The organism is Acinetobacter sp. 797_lipA (assembly GCF_058243025.1).
On sequence record NZ_JBZAYQ010000001.1, the window covers coordinates 2,578,771 to 2,603,478 of the forward strand.

Annotated in this window: 45 protein-coding genes; 8 read left to right on the forward strand and 37 right to left on the reverse strand. The window is 43.0% G+C overall.

Going from position 1 to position 24,708, the window contains the following annotated elements:
- Positions 1–55 precede the first annotated feature (55 nt).
- A complete protein-coding gene (locus AC4CU2_RS12710; protein WP_490768914.1) occupies positions 56–214 on the reverse strand; it encodes a ribbon-helix-helix domain-containing protein in 159 nt (52 codons plus the stop codon).
- A gap of 117 nt (positions 215–331) precedes the next feature.
- Here AC4CU2_RS12710 and AC4CU2_RS12715 point away from each other — a divergent pair, with 117 nt between their 5' ends.
- Positions 332–667, forward strand: a complete 336-nt coding sequence (locus AC4CU2_RS12715) for an Arc family DNA-binding protein (protein WP_490768915.1) — start codon at positions 332–334, stop codon at positions 665–667.
- Here the strand turns inward: AC4CU2_RS12715 and AC4CU2_RS12720 are convergent.
- The 36 genes from AC4CU2_RS12720 to AC4CU2_RS12895 form a co-directional block, all read right to left on the reverse strand.
- Positions 664–834 carry a hypothetical protein gene (locus AC4CU2_RS12720; RefSeq protein WP_168399460.1) on the reverse strand — a complete coding sequence of 57 codons (171 nt, stop codon included), beginning with the start codon at positions 832–834 and terminating at the stop codon, positions 664–666. The two genes, AC4CU2_RS12715 and AC4CU2_RS12720, sit on opposite strands and share 4 nt — an antisense overlap.
- Before the next feature lie 41 nt (positions 835–875).
- Positions 876–1,325 (reverse strand): hypothetical protein, encoded by a 450-nt coding sequence (locus AC4CU2_RS12725; RefSeq protein WP_490768916.1) that lies wholly within the window; start codon positions 1,323–1,325, stop codon positions 876–878.
- Complete coding sequence (locus AC4CU2_RS12730) at positions 1,322–1,807, reverse strand: phage tail tube protein (RefSeq protein WP_490768917.1); 486 nt, start codon at positions 1,805–1,807, stop codon at positions 1,322–1,324. The genes AC4CU2_RS12725 and AC4CU2_RS12730 overlap by 4 nt, the downstream gene beginning before the upstream one ends.
- Positions 1,808–1,895: 88 nt before the next feature.
- The gene (locus tag AC4CU2_RS12735) at positions 1,896–2,213 is read right to left on the reverse strand and encodes a hypothetical protein (protein ID WP_490768918.1); all 318 of its coding nucleotides are present in this window, start codon (positions 2,211–2,213) and stop codon (positions 1,896–1,898) included.
- Positions 2,210–2,749 (reverse strand): phage antirepressor N-terminal domain-containing protein, encoded by a 540-nt coding sequence (locus tag AC4CU2_RS12740; protein ID WP_228157168.1) that lies wholly within the window; start codon positions 2,747–2,749, stop codon positions 2,210–2,212. The genes AC4CU2_RS12735 and AC4CU2_RS12740 overlap by 4 nt, the downstream gene beginning before the upstream one ends.
- A 150-nt stretch (positions 2,750–2,899) precedes the next feature.
- A complete protein-coding gene (locus tag AC4CU2_RS12745) occupies positions 2,900–3,271 on the reverse strand; it encodes a DUF3168 domain-containing protein (RefSeq protein ID WP_490768919.1) in 372 nt (123 codons plus the stop codon).
- Complete coding sequence (locus AC4CU2_RS12750) at positions 3,268–3,726, reverse strand: HK97-gp10 family putative phage morphogenesis protein (protein WP_490768920.1); 459 nt, start codon at positions 3,724–3,726, stop codon at positions 3,268–3,270. Before AC4CU2_RS12750 ends, AC4CU2_RS12745 begins: the two co-directional genes overlap by 4 nt.
- Positions 3,727–3,729: 3 nt before the next feature.
- Positions 3,730–4,059 carry a phage head closure protein gene (locus AC4CU2_RS12755; protein WP_490768921.1) on the reverse strand — a complete coding sequence of 110 codons (330 nt, stop codon included), beginning with the start codon at positions 4,057–4,059 and terminating at the stop codon, positions 3,730–3,732.
- A 1-nt stretch (position 4,060) separates the two neighbouring features.
- Positions 4,061–4,366 carry a head-tail connector protein gene (locus AC4CU2_RS12760; RefSeq protein WP_490768922.1) on the reverse strand — a complete coding sequence of 102 codons (306 nt, stop codon included), beginning with the start codon at positions 4,364–4,366 and terminating at the stop codon, positions 4,061–4,063.
- Complete coding sequence (locus tag AC4CU2_RS12765) at positions 4,363–4,545, reverse strand: hypothetical protein (protein WP_490768923.1); 183 nt, start codon at positions 4,543–4,545, stop codon at positions 4,363–4,365. Before AC4CU2_RS12765 ends, AC4CU2_RS12760 begins: the two co-directional genes overlap by 4 nt.
- Positions 4,546–4,598: 53 nt before the next feature.
- Positions 4,599–5,798 carry a phage major capsid protein gene (locus AC4CU2_RS12770; protein ID WP_490768924.1) on the reverse strand — a complete coding sequence of 400 codons (1,200 nt, stop codon included), beginning with the start codon at positions 5,796–5,798 and terminating at the stop codon, positions 4,599–4,601.
- Positions 5,791–6,453, reverse strand: a complete 663-nt coding sequence (locus AC4CU2_RS12775) for an HK97 family phage prohead protease (protein WP_490768925.1) — start codon at positions 6,451–6,453, stop codon at positions 5,791–5,793. Before AC4CU2_RS12775 ends, AC4CU2_RS12770 begins: the two co-directional genes overlap by 8 nt.
- The gene (locus tag AC4CU2_RS12780; RefSeq protein ID WP_490768926.1) at positions 6,446–7,681 is read right to left on the reverse strand and encodes a phage portal protein; all 1,236 of its coding nucleotides are present in this window, start codon (positions 7,679–7,681) and stop codon (positions 6,446–6,448) included. The genes AC4CU2_RS12775 and AC4CU2_RS12780 overlap by 8 nt, the downstream gene beginning before the upstream one ends.
- Positions 7,678–9,372 (reverse strand): terminase large subunit, encoded by a 1,695-nt coding sequence (locus AC4CU2_RS12785; RefSeq protein ID WP_490768927.1) that lies wholly within the window; start codon positions 9,370–9,372, stop codon positions 7,678–7,680. The genes AC4CU2_RS12780 and AC4CU2_RS12785 overlap by 4 nt, the downstream gene beginning before the upstream one ends.
- A gap of 3 nt (positions 9,373–9,375) precedes the next feature.
- The gene (locus tag AC4CU2_RS12790) at positions 9,376–9,588 is read right to left on the reverse strand and encodes a hypothetical protein (RefSeq protein WP_490768928.1); all 213 of its coding nucleotides are present in this window, start codon (positions 9,586–9,588) and stop codon (positions 9,376–9,378) included.
- An 8-nt stretch (positions 9,589–9,596) separates the two neighbouring features.
- Positions 9,597–10,049, reverse strand: a complete 453-nt coding sequence (locus tag AC4CU2_RS12795) for a terminase small subunit (protein WP_490768929.1) — start codon at positions 10,047–10,049, stop codon at positions 9,597–9,599.
- A gap of 105 nt (positions 10,050–10,154) precedes the next feature.
- Positions 10,155–10,847, reverse strand: a complete 693-nt coding sequence (locus AC4CU2_RS12800; protein WP_490768930.1) for an HNH endonuclease — start codon at positions 10,845–10,847, stop codon at positions 10,155–10,157.
- Positions 10,848–10,937: 90 nt separating this feature from the next.
- Positions 10,938–11,276, reverse strand: coding sequence for an HNH endonuclease (locus AC4CU2_RS12805; protein WP_490768931.1), 339 nt, complete (start codon positions 11,274–11,276; stop codon positions 10,938–10,940).
- The gene (locus AC4CU2_RS12810) at positions 11,200–11,691 is read right to left on the reverse strand and encodes a hypothetical protein (protein ID WP_490768932.1); all 492 of its coding nucleotides are present in this window, start codon (positions 11,689–11,691) and stop codon (positions 11,200–11,202) included. The genes AC4CU2_RS12805 and AC4CU2_RS12810 overlap by 77 nt, the downstream gene beginning before the upstream one ends.
- On the reverse strand, positions 11,657–11,857 hold the full coding sequence (locus AC4CU2_RS12815) for a hypothetical protein (protein ID WP_490768933.1): 201 nt from the start codon (positions 11,855–11,857) through the stop codon (positions 11,657–11,659). Before AC4CU2_RS12815 ends, AC4CU2_RS12810 begins: the two co-directional genes overlap by 35 nt.
- A gap of 52 nt (positions 11,858–11,909) precedes the next feature.
- Positions 11,910–12,065 carry a hypothetical protein gene (locus AC4CU2_RS12820; RefSeq protein WP_490768934.1) on the reverse strand — a complete coding sequence of 52 codons (156 nt, stop codon included), beginning with the start codon at positions 12,063–12,065 and terminating at the stop codon, positions 11,910–11,912.
- Positions 12,062–12,556, reverse strand: coding sequence for a NinB/YbcN family protein (locus AC4CU2_RS12825; protein WP_490768935.1), 495 nt, complete (start codon positions 12,554–12,556; stop codon positions 12,062–12,064). Before AC4CU2_RS12825 ends, AC4CU2_RS12820 begins: the two co-directional genes overlap by 4 nt.
- A gap of 33 nt (positions 12,557–12,589) precedes the next feature.
- The gene (locus tag AC4CU2_RS12830) at positions 12,590–12,922 is read right to left on the reverse strand and encodes a hypothetical protein (protein WP_005097158.1); all 333 of its coding nucleotides are present in this window, start codon (positions 12,920–12,922) and stop codon (positions 12,590–12,592) included.
- Positions 12,922–13,197, reverse strand: a complete 276-nt coding sequence (locus tag AC4CU2_RS12835; protein WP_490768936.1) for a hypothetical protein — start codon at positions 13,195–13,197, stop codon at positions 12,922–12,924. The genes AC4CU2_RS12830 and AC4CU2_RS12835 overlap by 1 nt, the downstream gene beginning before the upstream one ends.
- Positions 13,190–13,363: a hypothetical protein gene (locus tag AC4CU2_RS12840; protein WP_164542917.1), complete on the reverse strand. Its 174-nt coding sequence runs from the start codon at positions 13,361–13,363 to the stop codon at positions 13,190–13,192. The genes AC4CU2_RS12835 and AC4CU2_RS12840 overlap by 8 nt, the downstream gene beginning before the upstream one ends.
- Before the next feature lie 542 nt (positions 13,364–13,905).
- Positions 13,906–14,436, reverse strand: a complete 531-nt coding sequence (locus AC4CU2_RS12845) for a hypothetical protein (protein WP_490768937.1) — start codon at positions 14,434–14,436, stop codon at positions 13,906–13,908.
- A gap of 10 nt (positions 14,437–14,446) precedes the next feature.
- Positions 14,447–14,959, reverse strand: coding sequence for a RusA family crossover junction endodeoxyribonuclease (locus AC4CU2_RS12850; protein WP_490768938.1), 513 nt, complete (start codon positions 14,957–14,959; stop codon positions 14,447–14,449).
- On the reverse strand, positions 14,952–15,611 hold the full coding sequence (locus AC4CU2_RS12855; RefSeq protein WP_490768939.1) for a hypothetical protein: 660 nt from the start codon (positions 15,609–15,611) through the stop codon (positions 14,952–14,954). The genes AC4CU2_RS12850 and AC4CU2_RS12855 overlap by 8 nt, the downstream gene beginning before the upstream one ends.
- Entirely contained in the window at positions 15,608–15,871 is a 264-nt protein-coding gene (locus AC4CU2_RS12860; RefSeq protein ID WP_078388967.1) for a hypothetical protein, read from the reverse strand. The genes AC4CU2_RS12855 and AC4CU2_RS12860 overlap by 4 nt, the downstream gene beginning before the upstream one ends.
- A gap of 58 nt (positions 15,872–15,929) precedes the next feature.
- Positions 15,930–16,757: a DNA cytosine methyltransferase gene (locus tag AC4CU2_RS12865; protein WP_490768940.1), complete on the reverse strand. Its 828-nt coding sequence runs from the start codon at positions 16,755–16,757 to the stop codon at positions 15,930–15,932.
- Positions 16,750–17,163, reverse strand: coding sequence for an HNH endonuclease signature motif containing protein (locus tag AC4CU2_RS12870; protein WP_490768941.1), 414 nt, complete (start codon positions 17,161–17,163; stop codon positions 16,750–16,752). The genes AC4CU2_RS12865 and AC4CU2_RS12870 overlap by 8 nt, the downstream gene beginning before the upstream one ends.
- 94 nt (positions 17,164–17,257) lie before the next feature.
- Complete coding sequence (locus tag AC4CU2_RS12875) at positions 17,258–18,103, reverse strand: hypothetical protein (protein WP_490768942.1); 846 nt, start codon at positions 18,101–18,103, stop codon at positions 17,258–17,260.
- The gene (locus AC4CU2_RS12880; RefSeq protein ID WP_490768943.1) at positions 18,096–18,965 is read right to left on the reverse strand and encodes a hypothetical protein; all 870 of its coding nucleotides are present in this window, start codon (positions 18,963–18,965) and stop codon (positions 18,096–18,098) included. The genes AC4CU2_RS12875 and AC4CU2_RS12880 overlap by 8 nt, the downstream gene beginning before the upstream one ends.
- Positions 18,965–19,657 carry a phage antirepressor KilAC domain-containing protein gene (locus tag AC4CU2_RS12885; protein ID WP_490768944.1) on the reverse strand — a complete coding sequence of 231 codons (693 nt, stop codon included), beginning with the start codon at positions 19,655–19,657 and terminating at the stop codon, positions 18,965–18,967. Before AC4CU2_RS12885 ends, AC4CU2_RS12880 begins: the two co-directional genes overlap by 1 nt.
- 14 nt (positions 19,658–19,671) lie before the next feature.
- The gene (locus AC4CU2_RS12890; RefSeq protein WP_490768945.1) at positions 19,672–19,977 is read right to left on the reverse strand and encodes a hypothetical protein; all 306 of its coding nucleotides are present in this window, start codon (positions 19,975–19,977) and stop codon (positions 19,672–19,674) included.
- On the reverse strand, positions 19,977–20,177 hold the full coding sequence (locus tag AC4CU2_RS12895; protein ID WP_490768946.1) for a hypothetical protein: 201 nt from the start codon (positions 20,175–20,177) through the stop codon (positions 19,977–19,979). Before AC4CU2_RS12895 ends, AC4CU2_RS12890 begins: the two co-directional genes overlap by 1 nt.
- Positions 20,178–20,302: 125 nt before the next feature.
- Here AC4CU2_RS12895 and AC4CU2_RS12900 point away from each other — a divergent pair, with 125 nt between their 5' ends.
- The 7 genes from AC4CU2_RS12900 (at position 20,303) to AC4CU2_RS12930 (ending at position 24,685) form a co-directional block, all read left to right on the forward strand.
- Positions 20,303–20,986 (forward strand): LexA family transcriptional regulator, encoded by a 684-nt coding sequence (locus tag AC4CU2_RS12900; protein WP_490768947.1) that lies wholly within the window; start codon positions 20,303–20,305, stop codon positions 20,984–20,986.
- A gap of 202 nt (positions 20,987–21,188) precedes the next feature.
- On the forward strand, positions 21,189–21,542 hold the full coding sequence (locus AC4CU2_RS12905) for a hypothetical protein (RefSeq protein ID WP_490768948.1): 354 nt from the start codon (positions 21,189–21,191) through the stop codon (positions 21,540–21,542).
- Positions 21,539–21,760, forward strand: coding sequence for a DUF7446 family protein (locus AC4CU2_RS12910; protein ID WP_490768949.1), 222 nt, complete (start codon positions 21,539–21,541; stop codon positions 21,758–21,760). The genes AC4CU2_RS12905 and AC4CU2_RS12910 overlap by 4 nt, the downstream gene beginning before the upstream one ends.
- Positions 21,757–22,134: a hypothetical protein gene (locus tag AC4CU2_RS12915; RefSeq protein ID WP_490768950.1), complete on the forward strand. Its 378-nt coding sequence runs from the start codon at positions 21,757–21,759 to the stop codon at positions 22,132–22,134. The genes AC4CU2_RS12910 and AC4CU2_RS12915 overlap by 4 nt, the downstream gene beginning before the upstream one ends.
- 4 nt (positions 22,135–22,138) lie before the next feature.
- Positions 22,139–23,215, forward strand: coding sequence for a hypothetical protein (locus AC4CU2_RS12920; protein WP_490768951.1), 1,077 nt, complete (start codon positions 22,139–22,141; stop codon positions 23,213–23,215).
- Positions 23,216–23,226: 11 nt separating this feature from the next.
- Positions 23,227–24,084, forward strand: coding sequence for a phage recombination protein Bet (gene bet / locus AC4CU2_RS12925; protein WP_490768952.1), 858 nt, complete (start codon positions 23,227–23,229; stop codon positions 24,082–24,084).
- Positions 24,065–24,685 carry a lambda exonuclease family protein gene (locus AC4CU2_RS12930; protein WP_490768953.1) on the forward strand — a complete coding sequence of 207 codons (621 nt, stop codon included), beginning with the start codon at positions 24,065–24,067 and terminating at the stop codon, positions 24,683–24,685. The genes bet and AC4CU2_RS12930 overlap by 20 nt, the downstream gene beginning before the upstream one ends.
- The last annotated feature ends 23 nt before the right edge of the window (positions 24,686–24,708 follow it).

The window sequence follows — 24,708 nt, forward strand, 5'->3', positions numbered from 1 at the left end:
ACACTAAAGCTCCGACTCCGCCAAGATTCAGGGGCTTTTTTGTTGTCTGTTGATTTCATGCTTTCACACTCTCTTCTTTTAAAAACTTTTTAATCGCTTGATTAATCAGCCAATTCATTGGCAAGTGATCTTTCTTTGCAAGCTCTTTTAGTCTTTGATGATCTTTATCATCTAAAAACCGCATTTTGTACTGTTGATTTTTTTGCTCTTTCATCTTTAAACCTCCCTTAAATAAACCACCGTGGTCTATTTAATTAAATTTAAACCACGGTGGTTCTATTGTCAATGCCCCACGGTGGTATAAACTATATTTTTTTCTTGGTGTATGTTTATGAGCAGAGAAGACCCGCAGCTAAAGATCCGTTTGCCTTTAGAATTAAAAGAAAAAATTACTCAATCTGCCACCGACCATGGTCGCTCCATTAATTCGGAGGTGGTTGCTCGACTTGAAGAGAGCTTTGATGTTTATGAGAAAACCTTTGATGTTTATCAGAAAACCATGATATCTCAGGCACAACTTATTGAAAGCCAAAGACTTCTTGAAGAGAGTATTAAGCAAATGCGCGAATCTCTTGAACAAAGCCGCCTCCTCCAAGCTAGACTTATGGAAAAGAATGAATCCCTTTATCAAGAGCTAAAGGAATTAAAAACAAAGAAACCAAGCTAACCTGATTTCTTCTTAATGGCTTGCATGCGCTGCTCTTCAAAAGTCAGCTCTGGAATTGTTTCATGCGGCATAAAGATACGAGCATCAACACGCTTGTCTTCTTCAACCTTGCCATTGAAATAAAGCGCGTATAGATTGCCCACGCCCTGCTCTATACGTCGGCCCATATTAAATGAGCCGTATTTATTGCGATATGCCTGCCAAACCCTTAGTTCTTTTGGAGTGATTTTCTTTTTGGCTTGCTCGATGGTTCTTCCACCGATTCCGTTGAGGACGAGTTCACACCAGAGTTCGTGCTCTTCAACTTTAACTTGTTCTTTCCCAAAAAATCATTCACTTCATTCGAAGCATCATGAATCGCCCCAATGATGGCTGGGTGAAGATTTCCAACTTCTTCAATAGTAGAACACAATGGCTTCTTCGTATCCGCATTAAAGACAGTAAGCAAAACCCGACGCTTAACCACGTCAGCAACTGTGATTTTTTCAGGATCTTCACCCTTGAACATATTTGATACTTCATCATAGCTTAGCGACTTAATCAAAACATCCGCCTCAAACTCCTCATCATTAATAATGAATTTTGGGGACTTTGGAGATAGGTCGGATAAGGCTGTGCTCGAGAGCGCAAGAAGTGCAGATGTATTTAATTTTTTCATGGTGTAGCCACCTTAAATACATCAAGTGCTTCAGTCTGGCGCTTCATCGGCACCGTATGGTTTACTAGAGAGTCGGCATCAAACACAGGAGAGCCTTTACGCAGGATTGCGCGGAAATATGACCATGTCCGAGTTGCTGGCATTAGCACTTCATCTTCAGCAGCAACAGTTGGAACGCCTTCGCCATCTGACCAGCCAACATACACACCAACTTCAGCGCGATCTGCTGCAAGCTCAAGTAATTTCATGTGTGAAAGGTTTTTAGGATCGGTGTCGATTTGAATCGAACCTTCACCTGGAGTTGTTAAGCCCCAGTCTGATGTTGCTGTTTTTGGCTCTTCCAGACAGGTTGTACTGATTTCGGTGGTGCTGTCATCGCCCATTACAAAGGCTTTAACGCAGTCCATCTTTGTGAGTGTTGGAGTATCGCCATGTAAAATCCATACATGCGTACCCTGAGATAAAACACCTTTCTTCGCCATGAGTAGCTACTCCTCAATTTTAGGCATAAAAAAAGCCACCGAGTGGTGGCATTGGTTTGGAAATAATTAACCCCGCACTTGGCGGGGTTTATGTCTGTATAAATGAATGAATAAGAACAATGATCATGAGCACCAAAAGGACATAAAAGGATCTTTTCCAGTACAGCCCTTTTGCCACAATCTCATCTAGGTCTTCATTCCATTTTTTGAAATTTTCAGAAGTGGATTCAAGAAATCTGCGACTATCCTGAACTTCTTTCCGAAGCTCTTTATTTTCATTCCAGTTATCAATAACAATTTGCTGCTGGAATTTCATTCGATTGATGACTTCTTCAACAAGTTCTGCATGCGTCATTGCCTCAAGCTCTTGGCGCATTTCGATGTATTCATCTAAATCATCACTCATAGGTCAGCACCAAAATTAAGCAATAGGGTATTTTTATTAATCCAGTCTTGACGCTTCTGCTTGTTGATTTTCTTTTCGCGTTTACGCTGGTGCATACCAAGACTAAAAAGAGTTCCTTTTGCTTTTGATATCTTGTCATCCATATCAATTGCATTCAGCTCATCAAAAGCCTTGTGTCTAGCATTTAATTTGCCTGTCCAGTGATTCCAAAGCACGTCATCACATTCTTCTTGGTATTTGATGACAGCCTCTTTGCATTCAGGCTTTACTTTGTTTGCACTGATTGAATTAAACCATCCAAATAGTTTTCGCAGTGGAATACAAAGCATCTCCTGAATACCACCACTTGAAGGGATGGTCATTTTGACCATACCCCATCTCGGATTTGAAGCAAGCTTTCTGTGCTGGCTCTTCCAATCCAAGCCCATACCTTCGACAACCAATTTCATTGGCACGTAAGGCTGGTTGTTGTATTCAACAATTGATAATTGAGTATTGTGAAAAAATACAGTCTGTGGTTGCGCTACCATCTTCATAGCATTCTCCTGATCATGCTCAAAAAAAGAAACTGGCAGGCACGTTGAACATGGAAACGCGCTTTTCGAACCGTCGCTCTAGCCAGTGGTTTGCCTGAAAACAGGCATAAAAAAACCGCCCAATAAGGACGGTTTGATTAAGTGGTGAAGTTATCTGTCTAAAAACCAATTCGCATCAAAGCCACGACCGAAGATATTGGTATCGGCAATACGCTCAAAATGGTTCGGGTGAATATTGGTGACATAGCAATGTGGCTCTAAAGCCTTTCGTATTGCTGCTCGAATATCTGACGCTCTTTTCTGCTGGGTGTCGTAAACCACAATCTGAAATGACACATGATCGATATTGGCTGGGCAATCCAAGTGGTTTTCAGGATTTGCTGTGACTACCGACCAGACTGCATAGGGATGTGGCGTTTTGTGTGGTGCAATGTCTTCAAATACTCTTAAAGGATTGGTGCCGAGCAATGCTGTGACTTCAGGACTGGCTTTCAGTGTCGGAACTACAGGTAAAATGTTCATAATTTTGCGAGTTCCTTGTCAATTTCTTTATTGAAATTTTCAGCAAAGCTATTGGTTACGGCTTGGATGTTGTTTTGCAGTGCTGGGCGTAAAAATGGAGTTGGTGGATTGTGCACAGAGCCAAATTCTAACCAACGCCAGTGACGCGTATCACCACCGCTTGTATTGGGTGGATTTGGATTGGAAAATGAAGCACCACCGCGCACACCGACACGCATCACCACTTCATTCTGGTTTCGTGTTTTCCCTGCGGCAATTGCAATATTTTTCCAAATCTTTTCGCTTGTTTGCGGGTCATCAATCCCTTTTGCTGCATTGCGAGCACTATCTCGCACAATCGCCATGGCTTTGCGCATAGAGCGCCTTGCAGCATTCTTCATCAAGCGTGGATTCGCCAGTCTTTTAAGTTTCTCCTGAACTTCATCCAAGCCTTCAATATTAAATTCTACTGACATGGCCTACTCCACTAATGACAACTCCAGCGTCATATAAATCCGACCATTTTCATTGTCTGGTTTAGGTGGCGACACGATCTGGAAAGTCTGACCATCAAACAAAACGCGCATGCTTGAGTCAATATCGTCACGTTTGCGTAGTTTTAATCGAGCGGTGGTTTCTGATCCTGCGGCTTTGGCGTTTATCGAATCTTTTACTGAAAGGAATTCTAATTTCGACCAGAGTTTCTTATATTCAGTCCAAGCTTCGGTTTCATAGTTGTATTCATCATAGGTCGTGGTTTTATGCTGAATCGTTACACGGTGGCATAGTTCGCCGGCACGTTGGGCCATATCACACCCCCATATCACGAAAAGGCTGGATTAAGGACCAGTATCCTAAAGGCAATTCAATCGTTGCCTGAGTGGTGGCTTCCCGATTGGCATAAAGGTGCGCAACAAAGAGAAGCTGTGCAGCATCTAAGGCCTTGTTATCAACCAGATCATTTTCATTTACTCGCTCAGCCTCGGTTGCGATAACTTTGCGGTCTAAATGTGCTTGGATTTGCTCATTGGCAGCATCGATATATGCCTGTATCAAAGTATCTTCATCATCATGGTCCACACGACAATGCAACTTGGCTTTTGCGAGATCGATCATTCTGGTTTGGCCTGTTTTGCTGTGGTTTTAGTGGTTTTTGGTTTTGGTTCTTCCGCAGGTTCAACTAAAACACCCTTATCAACTAAGTGTTTCACATCCGCTGGATTGGCTGTGCGCTTATCACCTGTCGCGTAATATTTGTCGCCATAGTGTTCACGCTTAACATCATATTCAGTCATGACTATCTCCCAATAAATAAGGGCCAGCAATTTGGCCCTTATTGGATTTTGGATTAACCGCCGGCAACTGCTGGGGTAATATCACCATAGATAAACGCTTCTGGGCGATATACCGCCAATGCCAGACGCTCTTCCGCAAGAATGGTCACTAAGTTTTTAACAAAGTCGTCTTCGTTCTCGGTTGCCACTTCAACACGTGAAGCCCAGCGGTCGAAGATTTGAGCACCCATTGAGAAGGCGCCAGTCAGGAATTTACCCGCAGCAATTGCTTGGGTTTCGGCTACTGGAAGGCCCCATAAAGTTGGGTTTAGATTGCCTTGCGGATTGCCGATAATGTACTGACCAGAGGTATCTTTCAGTGTTTCAATCGCAGCCCAGTCAATTGGGTTTAGCACATGTCCGCTTGCAGGATATTCAGCAAGAATTGCTTGAAGCATTGCAAAACGCAGGGTATCAATTTTACTTTCTGCGGTAGTAGACACACCTGCGGGGCGAGCGTATCCAGTGGCTTGTGGAATAATACCAAGCAAGTTTTGACCAGTGCCGTCACCGTTCAGGATTTGCTGCTCTTCTTTGAAAGCAAGACCATAGCGCAAACGACCATCGATATAAGACTGCAATTGCGATGCATCATCCAAGATTTGGCGTGATGCTTTCATGTAATGAGCAATAACTTTTGCAGTAGTCGATTTAAGATCGAATTTGATATCTGATTGAGGTTTTTTAGCACCTTCAGCCACCATATCAGCAGCATTCACAAAGCCAGTTTCTTGAACGTATTCAAGCGCATTACCATCCATGCGACCCTGCATCAACAGGTCACGGATTGTAAGCTTACGATCCTGTGGAGCAATAATGCCTGGAATGCGTGTGGTTTGAACCAGATCACCAGCCGAACCCGCAGCATCCGTGGTTGCTGAAGTAATGGTAGCTTTAATTTCAAGGTTTGCTTTACCGCGCTGTCCAGCTGAACCAACCAATGATTTGAATTGGTCAGATTCTACAAACTGACGGCCTAGAGATTTAACTTCTTCGTTGCCATCCTGTGGACGACGCGCCATTTTTTGCTCAAGTTCATCAAGTCGAGCTTTAGCTTCATTCAGCTTTGTAATTGCTTCATCAGCAGTTTGTTTTGCGGTTTCAGAGATTTTATCATTGTGCTCTGCCTTGCCTTTAAACTCTTCAGCAATGCCTTTCACATGATCTACTTGTTTTTTGAACTCTTGAGCGAGCACTTCGATTTGATCAGTCATTTTGACTTCCTTTTAAAATACTTAATGCAGTGGAAATAGATTTCGCTTGTAATTTTTTATCTTCAGACTCGCTCAAAAGATGGCGCAAACCCTTGCCAGCGATTGCAGTGGCTTGCGATTTTGAAAAGCCTGACTCTCTCAGGAACTTTTCGAATTCTGGTAAAGTCGGCAGTTCGCCTTCTTCTAATTTGGATTTCACAGAAATCACTGTGCTTTTTTCATTGGCCGGTGTGGTGACAATGGAGATTTCACCCAGATCCAGTTCAATCAGTTCACGGATATCTGTGTTTTCGTTGTAGCTGGATTTGACTGTGCGATAACCAATGCTTAGACCATCGATTGCACCAGCCTTTAAAAGAGCGTGTGTTGATTTGGCTTTTGGGACGTCATCGACCAATAGTTTGCCTTCGACATACAAGCCTTTTTCATCCTCTACCAGCTTGGTATAGACCCCAATTGGCTCATTGGAGCTGTGGTTCCAGAGAACTGGTGGGAATTTCCCTTTTTCAGTCCATTTGGCCAGTGTATTTTTAAAGGCACCCGGCAAAATAATGTCGTTGTACCAATCCAGATTCCCAAAAACCGCACCGTAGCCCGAAAAAAAACCGTCCTCTTGGACGGCCTTAATTTCTAAATTAAAACTTTTTCTATTCATTTGTTTCACCTTTTTCGGTGCCCAGCGGAACCATTTGCATCTGAACCATTAATTTATCTGCGGTTGGGTCATCTGCTTTTGGCATATCCTCAAGCTCTCGCACTTCATTGCGGGTATATAGACCGTTCTGAGTCATTTTCACGTAGAAGTCAGCTCTTGCTGTGTTGTTTGCACGTAGTAACCCATCAACCGAGAATTTAGGTCGATATTTGTATTTGTCTTGCGGTAATAACAACTTCCGAGCGATTGTCTGCTCATAGCGAACCAGTTGCGGATTCAGTGAATAAGTAAGAAAGCCCTGATTGGTTTGTTCAAGGCTTGATGCCCATGAACTTGCTTTGTTGGTATGGCCAATCAATTGCGGCGGTACGCCAAAAGCCCGGCAGATTTCCTCAATACCAAAATAACGACTTTCAAGAAGTTGAGCATCAACCGGATTAATACGAATATTTGAAGCGCTGGCTACTTTCATACCCGCCTCAAGAATCATGTATTTCCCAGCATTCTCAGGAAGACTAAAACTAGACAAACCTTTGCGCATTTTTGCACGCTGCTCATCAGTCAATGTTTTTTCACCAGTCTCAAGAAAACCACCAACCTTTAAGCCATTTTTGAACCAGTCCTGTGCTTGATTGTTGGCATCAAACTGCATGCCAATCGTCTGAGCAAAGAATTGAATTGCCGATAACCCCACATATCCATCCAAGGTAAAGCCCTTAAAATGTAGAATTTCATCATCGGTATAGATTTTAACTTTACCGTTTTCAGTGTAGTGGTATTCAAAGCTTCCGTCTTTCAGGCGCTTTTTAACCATTTCGCTGGGAAATAATGGCTCTAAAGAGATAACACTGCGATTATTGCGGCGAGAAATATAGCTGTACGCATTACCCCATAAATCCAAGCACGCTGACTGAATCTGCCAAAACTCACTCGCACACATGTCTGCGTTGGGTGAATCATGCAGAATTCGATATAATTCGTGGTCCTTGGCAATCTTTTTTTCAGTGTCGTACAGGTGAAGTGGCAAGGTTGAAATGGTTTCAGCACGTAGTTTTACGCATGCCCAAACAGCTGATAGCTTCAGGGACGTTTCAGGGTTAACCACCGCACCACCAGAAGACATATAGCTATCTACTGGATAGGAAGTATCCCCTTTCTTTAATTGAGTTTTTCCAGTCAATCGTGACCAGAAGCGAGACCAGAATCCCGTGTCTTGTAAGTCGCTCATGCTATCACGATGTCCTCTAAATATCCGTCAATGTCATAGTTATTAACTTCCGGTGCCAGACTCATAAGTGCAACGGCATTAAACGTAGCAATTAATGGGTCGATCTTCCCGACACCCGATTCTTGTTTGCTGATCATCATTCCATTACCCTTGATGACTGCACGTGCATTGCCGACACACCAAGTCATTAAACCTTGGCCTGCATGGTAAAGATTGCCTTCAGCTAATTTGCGCTCAGTCGTGAGGATATAACCCATCAATTTAAAACCCTGAGCTACCGCAATGAGCTTATCTTCAGGGATGCCAGCATCGAGTAAGCCATCCAGTAGGCCACCTAAACCCAATGGATCAAGACCAATCTTGTCGAGCTTGCCCGAGTCAAAGCATTTCTTAGCAATAGCTGCTAGTTGGTCAATGTCATCACCAACACGCTCAACAATGGTTAAGCTGCCTTCTTTTTCATAATCAGCATACTTTGGCGCGTTCTCTTTGCGTCTTTCGACTGCGGTTTTATTACACCAAGCATGGTTCCATAGCCACCAAATCCGAGAATTTCCCTTCAGCCTGCCAAGAGCACTAAACCCCAAAAGATCATCAAGCCCCCCACCATCCAAACCAAGTGTAATTAATTCTGATTTCTCAATTAGTCGATCAAGTGTGATTGTATCTCTGGCTTGTTGTAGCCAATATTCAGCACCAACCCAACGGTTAGCTCGAAGATTCAGGCCAATTGGTACGTTTAAATGTTTAGCAAGAAAGTCACGAAGCGATGCCTCGTCTGCCTCTTTTACCTTCTCAAACTCGTTAATCAGATAATCAAGATCAACCGATGCACCCAAGTTTGGATTGGTGACATAGAAATTCTCAGGTTTTAAGTGTTCACCCGCTTCAAGCATCCACTCAGGAAACTCGTAAATCAGCGGCAAGAACTGAGGGTTGACCTTTACCCCATCCCGAATATCACGCGCATAATCTAGCAATTGCTTGAACACACCGCATGGCGTTTCATCTGACATAGTAGATAGATAAATCACACAACCTTCGGGCCGTGATGCCAAACCACCTTTTGCCTCACGAAACATCGATTCAGCGTTTGATCGCTTCCCAAACAACCAAACTTCGTCAATTAGAATGATTGAAGCCTTTTTACCCGCAGCAGCGTTACTTTCCGCAGCAATCACTTTTAAGGTCGCATTCGTACCCAAATGGGTGACTGTTTTAGTGTGCTCAGACACATTGAACATTTCCTGAAGCTCAGGATCAGCTCGAATGAAGTCTCGAATTGGATTAAAACTATTGTCCGCGACCTCTTTTGTGGGCGCCAACAGAATAAGCTCAGCCGACATACGATCATTTAAGATCAGAGCCACCATCATGATTCCAGCTGCAATCGTTGACTTGGTGTTTTTCTTGGAAATCAGCAGGAAGAATTCACGAATTAAGCGCTTCTTCTGTTCTGGATCGTAAGCGCCAAAGATTGCCCGGACAAATTCAATCACCCAATCAAGTGTGACCTCGCCCATCTTTGGACTACCCATCACATCGACCAAGATTAATTCTTTAAAAATCCGCTCTGCTACATCAGCCACTTCTGGAAAAAGTGGTTCACAAGGCATCATGGATTTTTTAGCGACAATAAGTTCCTCCCAGTCTGGGCAGGATGTTGTCCATTCTGGGAGCGTTGCTGTCATGGATTATTCAACTTTTATAATGTGGTATGCACAATGACTAAAAGTTGAGTCATGGTCACACCTTAAGGCTTTAGCCTCTTTCTCAACTTCTGATCTTGTTAAGCCTGAAAACTCGAATTGCTTAAAACCTTGGGTTTCAACAAACCAATTATGGAGAATCACAACATAGTTTCCCTTGGATACTGTTTCTTCTTTCTTTTCTTGTTTAAAAAACATAAATCCTCCTAACTCGGCAATTGGTTATTCAAAGTGCCAAACTTGCCTGATTTTGTTGCAGCCTTAGCTGCATCTTCTTTGGTTTCTTTTTTGCCTTTTTCGGCAACCTTGCCGTGAAAATATGGAAGTGCTGCTTTTGCTGCATCCATTCGCATTTTCATGTCTTCAACCGGATCGGTCCAAATCTCTTCTAAAAATTTGAGCGGGTCAGCACGACTGCCAGCAGTTTCAATGTCTTTTTTTGTGACGGTTGGTCGTGGTTCTGGTTTGGAATCAGCTTTAACTTCGGTGTTAATCTTGAGCCTTTCAATGTGCGCAATGACATCAGGATCTTTAGCTAATCTTGAACCAGCTTGAGATGCTGATTCAGGACTGTACCCCGCGAAAATAGCGGCTTGCTTGTTATCTGCACCATCATGTTTAGATTGGGCAAATGCCTTCTTTTTTGCTGTTAAAGCCATGTGCCCTCCTTTAACATATTTGTGAAATGGGAAATTTTTTTATAAGTGAGAGTGGGCGTGGTCTAGAATATCTAACGACTCCAAACAATTAACCCCCCCCACACCTCAAGCGAGAACCTTGTCACCTTTCTCACTATTGCATCTTCTACAAGCACATCTCAGATTTGATTCAACATGCATACCACCTTTGCTCAAGGGGACAACATGATCAACCTCTGGTGCATTGGCTTCATAAGTACCACGCAGCTTTGATGGTGTATCAATGCCACACAAATAGCATGTCCAATTATCTCTAGTAAGAATGCGAATAGGATCAATAGAATCCACAACCGCAGCCCTCCTTTTTAAAGCATCTCGCCTCGCTCGCTTCGCCCTATATCTTGGTGTTGTTCTTTCGTTCTTGTTCTCGCAGTTAGGTGAACAATATCTCTTAAGCTTGCCTTGATATGGAGCCTCACAGAGTGCATTGCATACCACGCAAAATGAAACCCGAATGTGAGCTTCAGCTATCACTGTGAATAACCTTCGCTGCTCTTTGGATTTATCCGCTATGTGTTTAACTCTACAGATTGATGAGCAATACTTTGACTGGCCTTGCTTGGTTGTAAAGTCTTTATCACAACTGATGCATTGCTTGATGTTAACTGTCTTCTTGGCTTGGTACTTATTCTTGTCTCTACATTGCTGTGAACAACAGGTAGATGTTTTGCGCTTCGGGGTAAATGAGTTATTGCATACCACGCATGCGATTAATGGTTTACTACATACATTAAAGTGTGCAGAATTATCAGCGGTCATGTTTATCTCCAGCAAGATAAATGTGATCAGAAGCCCTTTAAGATTGCCGTCTTTTAGGGCTTTGTTTTGTCTAATAATTATACCAAAAAATCATTTAAATATCTGTTTTTCTTCACGTTGTTTTACAGATGAGTGACATGAAGCGCATAGTGATTGCCACTTACTTTCATCCCAGAAAAGTGCCTGATCACCCTTATGTGGGATGATATGATCGACTACTGTTGCCACAGTCACACGATTGTTTCTCTCGCAGTAAACACATAGTGGATTTAATGACAAGAAGCGCTCTCTTGCTTTTTGCCACTTATAACCATAACCGCGTTGGGTGGACGACTTGCTATCACGCCATGAATCACTGACCTGCTTGATTGGTCTCGGTGCCTTCGGTGTCATCGCTTGTAGTTTGCTTTGCAGTCTGGGTAGTTTCATTATCCAATCCCTTCAGCCATTCTAGTTTGTTCTGAAGATCAGTGATTTGATTCTCGATGTTGTGTATCAGGCATGAATTGCTTTGGCGTTGTACCATCTCAACATTAGCCAATACAGCCTCAAGTGTTTGCTGATCCATAAAATCAGGAATCATATCAAGACTTAGTGACCACAGCTGCGACTCAGTATCACCATGAAGGGAGATAGACTGAATACCAGTAAGGTATTGACCATTACTTAACTTGACCTTAGTACCTAGGCATTTACCACCTTTTGGAACTTCGATGGCAACCACCTTTAGTATTTCATCTTTATTGACCATATCTTTTAACTCCGTCTGACGCTTATCAGCCTCAGCTCTACTTATGATTGATGTCATATCACCCATCCAAATACTGTGACTTAGGTTGCTCATCCTCACCACCTTCCAACTGAATCAATAGTTCATTGATCTGAGCATTCTGTTCATTGTTGATCTGGATGACTTGGGCCACTTGGTTTATTAACTGACTGTTCTGTTCGAGTAGCTTTAAAAGTAAGTCGTTCGATACACAACCGCATTCGTTCTTTTGATCGCTCATATTCTTCTTTCATCCATTTGCGTCTTGCTTCACAGCCTTGGCATGTCATGAGCTATTCCTCAAGATGTTGATCGACCAACTCATCAATCTCTTGAGCACGTTCAAGCAATGCTTCTTTTGTGTCAGCAGGAATGCGTGGATCGAACTGCATGCCGCGCATAAAATTTGCAACTGATTCAAGTTGCTCTAATAATTCTTCATTACTCATTGATTCATCTCCACCACATATTTAAGATCATCTGGACAAGTTAGCTTCACACCATCCTTCAAGCACCACATTTCAATATCATTTAAGAACTCAGCCATCTGCTTTGTTGTGGCTTCTGTGATACTCATTCGATTGGAAACGAACTGTCTCAGTGGTTCATAGCCTGAACTTCCTGAATTTTTCAAATCACGCATGACCCTGAATGTCTCTGGATATTCGCCAACATTGTCACGATTAAAAATGATCGACAGATATTTGTATTTAAAGAATGCTGCCGATTCCTCTTTATCCAAACCGCGCTGCTTTCCATACTCAGTCATCCAGAGCCAATACAATCTTCTTTGTGCGCTAGATAACGTTTCCTGTTTCTGATCTATCCGCACCACCAATGGCTTACCCTCATTAATCGCCTGAGTGTAATTGGTATGCATGTAGTTAATGGCTTTGGTGATGTCTGCATGACTCTGGATAGGAAACACGGCTTTTTGCATTTCCTACCCCTAAAACTTCGTACGATAATATTTTCAATTACTTAGCTTAGGCATCACACTAATATCCAAAGCAGCACCACTACCAATTATAATTAACCAAGCCAATCGACCATGCGGCTTAATTTCTGGAGCCTTCTGATAAATCCCTGTGCCGAACTCTTGATCGGTTAGCAAATTACAGCGATCAGCTATTAACTCGATTAAATCTTCCGGCTCAATTGCCTGATCTGTCCAAGGTATGGCAACTAAATCAAAATCAAGATTCATGGTGCCGTGGACTGTTAGTGCATAGCCGTTATTTCTGGCAATGTCACATAGGCCGCAATACATTGATGCAAATACCGGTGAAAACGTAGCTTGCTTCATCAAAACACCTCTCTATCTTCCATACTCAACATCCGCTCAACCCTCACCAGCCACTGATCAAACATTGCTTCACTCTCGGCTCGATTACCCAATTCAAAACGATCGAATGCAGCATGGCATTTAAAACAAAGGGAAACAGTGAACTGGTCAGAACTTTTAATCGATCTGCCCTTACCATGCTTGGCGCTATTTGAATGTGCCGCTTGTGAGTTTGGATTGCCACACCGTACACACGGAAGCTTACGAATCTCAGCCAGTCGCTTAGGACTACGCATAAAGAGCTGTGCGTAAATTATTAATACGCTCTTTTAGCTTAATCATAATGCCGTCAATGGTGCGCATCTCATTCAGTGTTAATCCTGATCTACTGAGATTCTGATACTTAGACAGCTCAGCACTGCAAAACTCTAAGTCCTTTTTAGCTTGTACTTTGTCTGCCATAAATCCCAACCTTCCGGTATTTCCGGATAGTTCAAATAAGAAAAGAAAAACCCCGCCAAGTTTGTTATCTCAGCGGGGCTTTGATTGCCGTAATACGTTCGGCAAATGCCACCGAAGTGGCGAGGGTCTTAAACTTCTTTCAAACAATCCCGACACACTTTGATTTCTTCATCATCAACCGTGTAGTCGATCTCAGTCGCACCGTGTAGGCTGAATAAACATAATAAGAATTGGAGCATGTGGATCTCCTTATTTCATCGCAAACCGAAATAGCTAAAAATAACTAAATCTGTCCGCAATAATGTCAATATCTTATTTTTTAAAATCAATTACTTGTTTTATTTTTTGACTAAAATATGCTGAAATAATGTCAGTAATTTTGTCAGTAATCTAGGTGGCGGCATTAATTTAAAAACCACTAGAAATTAATGAAACCGCCATAACGCAAAAAGCCCACCTTTCGATGAGCTTATTTTTGCATGGTCTTTTACGAATGCAGTTCGACCACTGTACAGAAACTATATCTTAGCGACGTTTAGGTGTCAACCTCTTAATTTCTTTCGGTATTCATCAACATAGAAATCAATCTCCTCGTGAAATCCATCAAGGATATTTTCAACCATATACGATAAATACTTATGTCGTTTTGCAAACCCATCAGCGTTCACTTCCGTAATACCGAAAAAGTTTAACTGCCCTTGCAGTGTTCTTTCTTCCTTTAACTTTGGTCGCAAATTATAAAACACACCCATTCTTGCAATCTTGAAGCAAAATAATTGCAAGTCGAACTTCTGACGATTCATCTTTTCTTCCGCTGTGGAATAAAGGATTTTTGCAATGTACTTGCAGACCTCAGCAAATGCCTGCGTATTATCCCGATAATCACCCCAAACCAACAATTCACAGTATGCTTTGCATGCTGGACATTCAATTGAAGCAATGGCACCGCAACGGTCTTCCCATGATGGACCTTTCTCACCAGTGCCTTTCGGATCCTCGGTGTATTCAATCGCTTTAAGGCCGATCTGAGTAAGCCACTCCAAATTTGTCATTTTTTCCGTTACTGCACTCATCCCTATCCCCTTAAACCTTTAACTTTTCAACTTGAATAATCAACTTCCCGCCTTTTTCTGATGGCAACCGCTTCACAAGCAATTCATCCACCTGAGAATCATCCAGAATCAGCCCACCTTTCGACAAAGCGTCAAAGCATGGTTTTACGATGTTGTCGATGTCGCGTATTTTCGCATCAGGTGGCGCGTATTCGATCTTTACTCGAACTCTGCCCTGATACCCCGCTGGCTCTATAAAACGCTTCATAACGTCAATAAAGTGGATTGCACGCTTACTTAATCGATTGGTCTTGTTCGCCCCACGTATCCAGTAGTGATTCACCGAAGGAGGTGTGATTAAAACTTCACACCAGAGCAACTCATCATTCATCACACCAAATCCTTTCCCTTCGACCAGATGGGCCGGAACCTTTGGCATAAGATCTGGATTGGATTTCTTTTTCCCCGACTTGGCTGTTACGCCAAATCGAGGGCCAATACCGGCTTTTCGTGCCTGTGCTGCGGTGATACGGAGATTAGTCATTGGCACCTCGCAGGGCTTCTAAATTCTCAATTTGAGCCTCGATAACATCCGCAAACTCACTATCATCAGACCACAACTCAAATTCATTTCTTATACTGGTGGTAAGTTTCTTGTATTCATCAATTCGCTTTTGCTGGCCCTCAACCTGCTTCTTCTTCTCGATATAACAAGCCTCCATGTTGTTGAGCTGGGTTTTTAGGTTGTCAACCTTAGCCACTTCCATATCAATAACATTGCCGAGAACCTGTTTTGTGGTGCTTAATTCATTTTCTAGTTTCTCAATCTTGGCTTGTTGTTCATCACGCACCGCAGCGACAGCACCGACAAACGCAATCCATCCAGCATTAAATTCATTTGATTTGGTTGTGCACCGAAAGCCGTTTTTCTTGGCATTAAGATCAATAAACCCGTGTTCTTCTGCGATTTTGCAGTACATCTCGTACTGTTGCTCAACATCGGTAATAAAATCATTCATCCCAATCACCTCAACATCAGCACACAAACACTTGAAAGGCGTTCCATCATCTAAGCGCCCAAATACCCGACCATCTTCAACACGATCCAATACACCGTACCCAGTGAAGCGTTTGCCTGAATAAATTGTTGCTGATTCACTTACGAAATCTACTTTTACGCGATCGCCTTTATTCATCCCTTCACCTCAAATAACTGTTTAGCTTTACCACTCAGGTAATATCGATTTTCTAGGCCTTCACTGTGTTTTGCATACAGAAGCCCCATCTGAACCAAATTTTTTAAATAGCGCTGTACAGCACGTTTCGTCACCTGCGGCATTACCTGTAGCTGTATTTCTGATGCTGTTGCTACTGATGTGTTTTTAACAACTAAAAGAACATCGATTCCACGCTCTAGCACGGCGGCGCTATTGAGCTTTGAAAATGCTTGATTCACACCCCACCCCCTAACTCTTCAACTCGTACCGACTCGATTCTTTGTTGAAGGATTTCGTTCATGCCGCACCACCTAAGTATTCAAATGCGCCTTTCGCCACGACTGGAACCTGTCCATTTCCAATGGCTTTAAGCCTGTCCACCCGATTGGCCACCCCATTAGCCACTCGACCCAATCTGGATTCAATGCCCCAGATGTGTCCGACCCGCTCATAGAAAGCCCGATCTGCTTGCCCTTCGCGATCCTCCGCTGGATCACAGGAGAACCAAGATTGCCTCGATCTCGACAATCCGATGCCTGAGGTGTGGGCCATGTTTTTACTATCGACACCAGGCTGGGGCTTTTTCGCCTTCTCTCCGAAGGGCAATCCTTTCGTGTTGAGTCTGATGCTCTTGGTGTGGGCAACAATCCAGATTCGATCACGCTGATGGGGCGCTCCAAAATTGGATGCTGAAAAACGCGCCCATTGAGTGTCATACCCCATTTTGGCAAGGTCACTAATGACTCGGGCAAGTCCTCTGGAAACAAGCATTGGTGAGTTTTCCACGAACACGTATAGAGGTCGTACTTCACCAATAATTCGTGCCATTTCTGACCAAAGGCCGGAGCGCTCCCCATTAATGCCTGCGCCTTTACCTGCAGAGCTGATGTCTTGGCATGGAAATCCGCCAGATATAACGTCAACAATTCCTCGCCAAGGCCTTCCGTCAAAACTGCACACGTCAGACCAAATTGGGAAAGGCGGGAGAATTCCATCGTTTTGTCGTTGCGCCAAAACTTGTGCTGCGTAGGCATCACGCTCAACTGCGCAGACTGTATTCCACCCCATGAGATGCGATCCGAGTATTCCACCACCAGCGCCTGCAAATAATGCAAGTTCACGCATAACGCCCCCCTACATCCCTTTCTCTGGTCTGTGTTAATTGCTTGTTGTGATGACGAGAATGATCCGCATGACTCATCAATTGAAGATTCTCCAACCTGTTGTCTTGTTTGTTCCCATTCACATGGTGAACACATTCCCCTGCAGATAAAGGTCGTTTTAGGTGGCATTCCATCACCATCACATGCACCATCATTTCTTTTCGCCCATTGGCGTATGGGTGCTTGGCTGCATACATCTTTAAGTAACCGTCTTTCGTGAGCCGCTGCTTGTATTGTTTGGACTGCAAGCCAGTTTTCTGACCAGCACGTCCCTTTGCATTGTTCTTTTGACGACATATTACTGAGCAAAAGACTTGCTCTTTCCGCTTCGGTTTGAATTCTTGGTTGCAAATCGGGCAAGTATTCATCCATTAATCTCCTTGAAAAGAGCCAACTCATTTAAACCACCTCTATTTTTGTTTTGCTTAAGCCAATCAATCGCAAGGCTGTCATGTTTATTCTTCACACCCCACCCCCTACTTTTTCATCCAAAAAACGAACTGCTTGCGGCAATTTCTTCTGTTCAGCCTGTAAAACAGCCTTGTACTCCTCAAAATCATCAAACGGGTCAATGTGCTGCATTTCCATAGATTCCCAAGGCTGCGTTTCTTTCACTTCCTCGGTCATCTTGTTCACATTGCGCTTGATGTGTGGTGCAAGCTTCGCAAGTGCTTCTTGAGCAATAGTCTTGTATTTCAAAGAATCGCTTTGGATTTCAGCGCTAGTTTGTTTGTGTTCAAGTTGAAGTGCTGCTTCAGGTGCTTTTAAAAACCCATCAACTTCTGCTTGCTTGATCGCTGCAATCGCTTGGTCCTTATCAGTTCCAAGTGAAGTGACATAAATCGGCTTCAATCCTTGGTCTTTGGCTTGAGTTACAAGTCGGTCATAAGCATCACAAAATATTTTCTTGGCTTCAGCACGCTGATACTTGTCGCCAGTCTTGATTAATTCTTCACAACGGCTGAATGCTTGGGCCATTTGCTCAGTCCAGATCACTGTTAATTCTTGACCATCAAAGCCAATAGACTTTTCAGCAATCGCCCATGCTTCATGTGAACCTAACCAGTCGTCGGTCTTTGGTTCGCACCATGAACGGAATTCAGGAATTGTCGGTGGCCACTGTTCTTGCAGCATACGAGCATAACCACGGGCAAAATCCTCCATGCTCAATCCTTGATAGGCTTCAACCATGGCTTGCTTGAGTTCGTCTTCATGGACACCTGCCCATTGGTCGATAAACTTCTTGCCGTAGTTAATGCGCATTTTATTAATCAGACGTTGAGCGTCTTCTTTGGTGAACTCACGCATGACCCACCTCTTCAATCAGTAACGACTTTTTTGGTGTGACATCCCGCTCACCAAATGCTTGTTGTTCAGCTTGTCTCCAGCGATTGTGTTCAGATGCGGTTTTTTGGGCTGCTGTTTGGAAGGTGTGTTGATTAGGGTTTTGATTTTCTATTTGCTCGTTCACATACCAAGCGGCTTTAAATGCACCCCATGGGTTTTGACGTTTCAAACAGTAATCAATCGCCTGATCCAAACTTAGGTTTGCTTTTTGAGATTCAGCAATAAGCATCTCGAAAGCGTTTTTGGTATTTACCGCCTTCTTGGCTTTTCGTACTTGCATGAACTCAGATGCTTGTTCTTCAGATACACCTAATTTTTTAAGTTCACTTTTGAATACAAATTTCGGTGAAACCGAAACTGGGGTATCAGTAATAGGGGAACAGGAATCAGGAATCAGGTTAAGGGAATCAGCAGGATCGCTTCCGTTTTGATCGTGATTAATCTCGATATCTTCTAAGTTGTCTGAAAACATTACATTTTCTGCATCATTTTGGTAAATGTCAGGAATGTCTGATCCTTTCTCTTTTTCATTCTTGTGTGGGTTTTGGTGCTTGTTAAAATTAAGCACTTTCCCAAATGTTTGACCTTGTACCGAATAGATCGAGATAAATCGCGATTTCTCTAGAGCACTCACGAGTTGTTCTATATCACAATCGTCATAAGGCAAAAGTTGAACTTTTAGACGCTTCGGTTTGTATTCAAAACAACCTTTAAAATCCGCAATGGTCCACAAGCCGATAAACAACAAACGCGCCAGTGGTGGCAATTCTGAAAGCTCATCATTTGTGAAAAACTGAGGTTTGATGTTTCTTGCTCTAGCCATTACGCCACACCTCTTAAATTAAACTTAGCCAACTCCCCAGCAATCCACTCAATACCTTTTGGTGTAAACAAGGCGTGATTAAATGCGTGACCTGAATCACTTACACCTGTTTTGACATGGAATCGCTTTGCATCTACATGGTTTTGGTATGCAGTCCACTCGCCATTGAGCTTGTACATAATTCGGTTTGACTCTAAGAATTCACGGAACTTGTATTCCTTGATCTGCAATAGCTTTGCAACCTGACGGAATGTTTTATTGCCATTGCCTGCAACGTATTTGTCCACGAATGCGACTTTTGGAGCTTGGATTTCTAATTGCTGCTGAAGAACCAATTTCTGCTGCTCAGACTCGAGAGCCATTTGCAGGATTTCCATTTTGGATAGTTCGCGGTTTTTGCCTTCTAGCTCATACCATCGCTTAACAATCGCGGCTGTAAATTCAGGACAAAGCTGAGCAACCACAGTAATTGAGTCTAATTTTCCTTGCTCACCAGAAAAAACATAAAAAGTTGTTGGTCGGCCTGCTGTGGCCTTTTCCCCCATTGGGGGTAAAGTAATAACTCCGCGCTCAGCCAGTCTTTCAACTGACTGCTTAACTTTGTCGTGGCGAGATTGAACAAGCTCAGAAATATCCAGAGTGTCCATTGATTGCTCAGAATTTCCGAACTGTGTTAAAATTGGCATGTTCATATTGGTTAGACTCCTTATTGAACATCAAGCTCATCTGTTCGCGCAGATGGGCTTTCTTTATTTGTGGTCGATGTATTCATCGTATTTGTGGTATTACCAAATGCCCTGCTGAGATACTCATGTTGTTTCTTGAACTTCACGAGTTTTTCTATGGCTGCATCCCGAATCCACTCCGAGCGTTTTATGTCGTCCATTGCTGCCAGCGCATCAATCGCCTGCAATGCCTCATGTGTCATGCGGACTGATGTTGAGTCAGTCTTTTTCCCATGCACATCGAGAAAACCTAAATCCAATGCTTCTTGCATTTCATCTACTCCCATCACGCAACATCCTTGTTGCGAACCACGCCTGAAATATGCGGATTTAAGAAGATGTGCGGATACTGGAGTTTTACTTCCGCAGGTATCCCTCTTGTCATCCAGTTTTGGACTCGCTGTTTGCTCTTTAGGCCGAGCATCTCAGCAACTTTTGTTGACCCACCAAGAGCAACAATGATGTCTTTATCAGTATTGATAGACATTTCACTCTCCACTAAACATTTGTGTATTAGATGGTAAACGCTGTGTTTACTGATGTCAAATCATTTGTTTAACACAATTTGTTTACTGCTGGGATAATAAAACCAAGAATAAAAGGGGGTTTGTTATGCACGAATCATTTAAAAGACTGCTTGAAGTAAGCAATGGGTTGAGTCAGGAAGAAATAGCAAGGCGTATTGATGAGTCACCGCAAACGCTGACCAATTGGAAGAAGCGCGGTGTATCAAAAGCTGGGGCTTTAAAAGCGGCCGCTGAGTTTGGCTGTTCTGCAAACTGGATTTTAAGTGGTGTGGGCGATAGCTCTAGTAGTGATGTTTCTCGTGTTGCAGGGTGGGATAGCTCCACTCCACTAGATAGCGATGAGGTTGAAGTGCCGTTTTATAAAGATGTTTTGGTGTCTTGTGGCTCAGGATCGCTTGGCGAAATCATAAATACAGAAACAAGAAAATTGAGACTAAGCGCCTCAACATTAAGGCGTTATGGTGTTGATCCAGCAAATGCGCTTGCATTAACAGCGTTTGGCAATTCAATGACTCCAGTCATAAATGATGGCGCAACGGTTTACGTTGATATAGGCAGAAAAAATGTTATTGATGGCAAGATTTATGCAATATGCCACGGTGGTCTTTTTAAGTTTAAGTACCTATACAGAATGCCAATGGGCGGCATAAGGATTGTTAGTGCTAATAGTGATGAATACAAAGAAGAAGTTTTGACGCAGCAAGAAATTATCGACCAGGAGTTTGAAGTTATTGCTTACGCATTTAACGTGCAAAATTCGCTACCATAGATAAGTAAACAAAGTGAAATTTTAAGACTGCTTATGCGGTCTTTTTTTATGTCTATATAAAACAGTTGTTTATAAAATAAATACACGTTTGTTTATTATAAGTGTTGACTACAGTACACATCATGTTTACTATGAACCTCGTAAACACAAAAAAGCCCAGCAACTTTAGACGGGAACTGGGCTTCAACACAACGAGGTCATTATGACAACTAAATTCAATATTCTCAAGTCTGTATTCATTGCAGCATCAATTAGCGCAGGGATAGCAGTAGCTTACGCTTTCCAGCCTGCTAAGACTTCTATCGAGCTGGAAGAACCTCAAGTCAACATCGCTGCACAGCAATACGAAGTTCAAAGCGTGAATTGCAATCAGGTGTGCATCGCTACTGTCAAAGCTGATGAATACAGCATTTATGTTCGCTATCAAATGGATGATGCTTCAGTAGATCGTACTGAAATCCTGAACGTGGTGCATTCCGATAAAACTGTGAATGCGTATATCGACCAGTACGAAATCCAAAAAATTAACGCTGCGATTGCTGGGGGTGTGAAGTGAGTAAATACCCTATCAAGGTCATGTCGTCAATGCTGACTGGTCGAATTTATGCTGGCCGTGTTAATCCAAAAAACCAAATGTTTATTGGTGAAAAAGACGATGTAACTGATACCGCTGTCAGTGCTGTGGCTCAACACCTCTTAAAAGAGGAAGTGTGTTTACAGTTTGAGTTTAAGGGTAAGACGTATCGACTGGAAGTTCGGGAGGTAGAAGTATGAACACCCAAACCAAACCTGAGTTGTTCGCGCCTTGCTTTCCGATGCTTTCAATCAAAAAGTCAGGCATTGAAGTTGATGCGGACAATGTGCAGTTCTCTTTTGTGGTTGGTAATGAGTCCATTGACTGTGAAATCAAAGCGGTTGAATTGACGGATTCAATTTATGTGGAACAGCAATTTCACCCTGAATTTGGACGTGATGTGGATTACACCAAGCTTGAAGTGGATAACAAAACTTTAGCTTTGGTCACTCGCTCTGACTTTGAAGAAACAAAAATGGGTGTTCAGTTCATTCTAACTGAATCTCAGGTCTATGAGTTGAATGAATGGCTTGAAGCAGATGCGGTTGAAAAATTTGAAATGGCACAAGGATAAGAATATGAATGCAAAATTTGAATTAGAAATCGCGGATCAAAACATTGTTGTATCTGCATTTCGCACACCAGGCGGCACCACTGAATTATTCGAGCGCATTGCTCAAGAAGCGCGTTCACATGTGCCTGATGTGACCACTAAAAAAGGCCGCGACCAGATTGGTTCACTGGCAATGAAGGTAAGCAAATCTAAAACCTTTATTGAGAAGTGTGGCAAGGAATTGGTTGCTGAGCAAAAGGCCCAAATCAAGCTTATTGATGATGACCGAATTGCAACTGTTAAGAAGTTTGATGAGCTACGCAATGAAATTTTGGCACCTCGTGATGCTTGGGAACAGGCTGAAAAGGATCGTGTGGCGAAGCATGAGCATCACATTGCAACTATCCGCATGGTCTCTACCTTAGCAACCGCGGCTGATAGCGAATGGACTGCATCAACAATTAAAGAAGCTATTGAAACGCTTGAAAACCGTGTAATTGACTCTTCATTCGAGGAATACGAAGAACAAGCCAAGCTTGCCAAATTTGAAACATTGGAAGTGTTGCGCAAGGCTTTAGGTGTGCGTGAAAAATTTGAATCCGAACAAGCAGAATTGGAACGTCTTCGCATCGCAGAACAGCAACGCATTCAGCAAGAACGTGAAGCACAAATTGCTCGTGAAGCTGCTGAAAAAGCTACTCGTGAAGCAGAAGAAAAAGCACGTTTTGAAGCTGAACGTGTGCAGCGTGAAAAGCTTGAAGCAGAACAGCGCGAAGCTCGATTGAAAGCTGAAAAAGAAGCAGCTCTTTTACGTGAAGAGCAATTAAAACAGCAAGCCATTGAGCGTGAAAAACAAGCTGAAATTGACCGTCAAAATGCGATTGAGGCTGAGCGTAAACGTATTGAGCAAGAGGCTCAAGCCAAGGCTGAAGCTGAGCGTAAAGCAGCTGAAGCGCGTGAAGCTGATGTGGCTCACAAAAAGCAAATCTGTAGTGAGGCGCTTAAAGGTCTGACTGATCTTGGTTTAACCGTTGATCAGGGTAAAGCTGTTCTAAATGCAATCAATAAAGGCTTAGTGCCTCACGTTTCGATCAAATTTTAAGGAATAAGAATATGAATGCACCAGTACAAGCAAATTTAATCACAGCGCAGATCAGTCAACTTTCTGCTGTGCTTGGTCTGCATAATGTTGACCCAGCTGAGCTTGAGCAGACTTTGATTCAGACTGCTTTTAAATCCACAACGCAAATTACTCGCGAGCAAATGGGCGCACTGCTGATTGTTGCAAGCCAATACAAACTCAACCCTTGGACTAAGGAAATTTATGCCTTCCCAGATAAAAGCAAAGGCATTATCCCAGTGGTTGGGGTGGATGGTTGGTCTCGCATCATTAATAGCAATCCAAACCTGAACGGTATTGAGTTTGTATTTTCAGACAACATGGTTCGCATGAATAAAGCAAAGGTTGATTGTCCTGAGTGGGTGGATTGTTTGATTTACCGCAAGGATAGAGACCGCCCTACCGTTGTTCGTGAATATCTGGACGAAGTGTACCGCGAGCCTATGGGGCAAAATAGCTTTGCTGGCCCTTGGCAGTCACACCCAAAACGCTTTTTACGTCACAAGGCTTTGATCCAGTGCGCACGCTTGGCTTTCGGTTTTGTTGGTATTTATGACCAGGATGAAGCTGAGCGAATCAATGAAAGTGGGTCGGTAAAAACTGTTCAAGGTAGTGATGATTTGGTTTTGCCTGAAGGTTATCAAGACTTTGAAAACGAACATTTAGTTAATCTTAAAAATGAAGCACAGTTTGGCTCAGATCGATTGCAGTTAGCTTATGTGGCATTACCAAAGGGCGGTTGTAAGAATCACTTCTGGACTACCCACTCAGCAGGTCTTAAACAAATCGCAGAGCTTGCAGATCAAGCGCTTTTACGCCAAGGAGAAACCTATGACCATTCTCCAGCGTAGTGAAGGTTGGTTTGCAGATCGCTGTGGCAAAGTGACTGCAAGCCGCATTAAAGACATTGGTGCAAAACCTGTTAAGGGTAAGAAATACAACGCCCTAACATTAACAATTCTTTCTGAGCGCATTACTGGCGTTCAGGAGGAAACTCCAACCTCAAAGGTAATGCAATGGGGTATTGATCAAGAAGAAAATGCAATTGCAGCCTATGAAAACGAGACAGGTAATTTTGTTAAAGGTACGGGTTTAATTGATCATCCAGTTATCAAGCTAAGTGGTGCCTCTCCAGACGGATTGGTCAACTTAGATGGTCAGATTGAGGTTAAGTGTCCCTCTATTGCCACTCATTTAAATACACTGCTAACCAAAGAAATCCCTGTGGAGCATATCCCTCAGATAACTTGGCAGTTGGCTTGTACGCGTCGTGAATGGTGCGACTTTGTAAGTTATGACCCGCGCCTGCCAGAGCATTTGCAAATTGTGATTATCCGAGCGTCTGCAAAAGACTTGGATATTGCAGGTGTTGAGCAGTCTGTAATTAATTTCAATATAGCTGTTGATAAGGCAATGGCTGAGCTGAACGTAGGGTATGAGGTGGCAGCATGAAAAAATTAACTCGCGTCCACCCC